This is a genomic window from Microbacterium sp. H6 (assembly GCF_003314775.1).
In the GTDB taxonomy this organism is placed as follows: domain Bacteria; phylum Actinomycetota; class Actinomycetes; order Actinomycetales; family Microbacteriaceae; genus Microbacterium; species Microbacterium oxydans.
In genome coordinates, this window is record NZ_QOAY01000021.1 from 1 (window position 1) to 262 (window position 262).

A 262-nucleotide genomic window follows, 5' to 3' on the forward strand; every position below is an offset into this window, starting at 1 on the left:
CGCCCACGAGATGCACGGGCGCGCCGGGAGCCGCCAGCGCGGCCGCGTTCGACCACCACCGCAGACAGGACTCGGCGACCCGCAGGTCGGGGGCCTGAAGCATCCTCGGCCCGTCGAGCAGCACGACGGCACGGTATCCCCCATCGGCGATCGGCTCGGCACCACGGGTCGCGACGACGAGTGCGGGCTTCGCCGGAACCCGCTCCACCGGATGAGCGCCGTCCGCGACGATCACCCGCACACCGGGGAACGCGCGCCCCAG

1 pseudogene is annotated in these 262 nt (G+C 74.8%); it reads right to left on the reverse strand.

From position 1 onward, the window contains the following. Positions 1-262: pseudogene (locus tag DSP71_RS00990) on the reverse strand (primosomal protein N'); the annotation flags it as partial.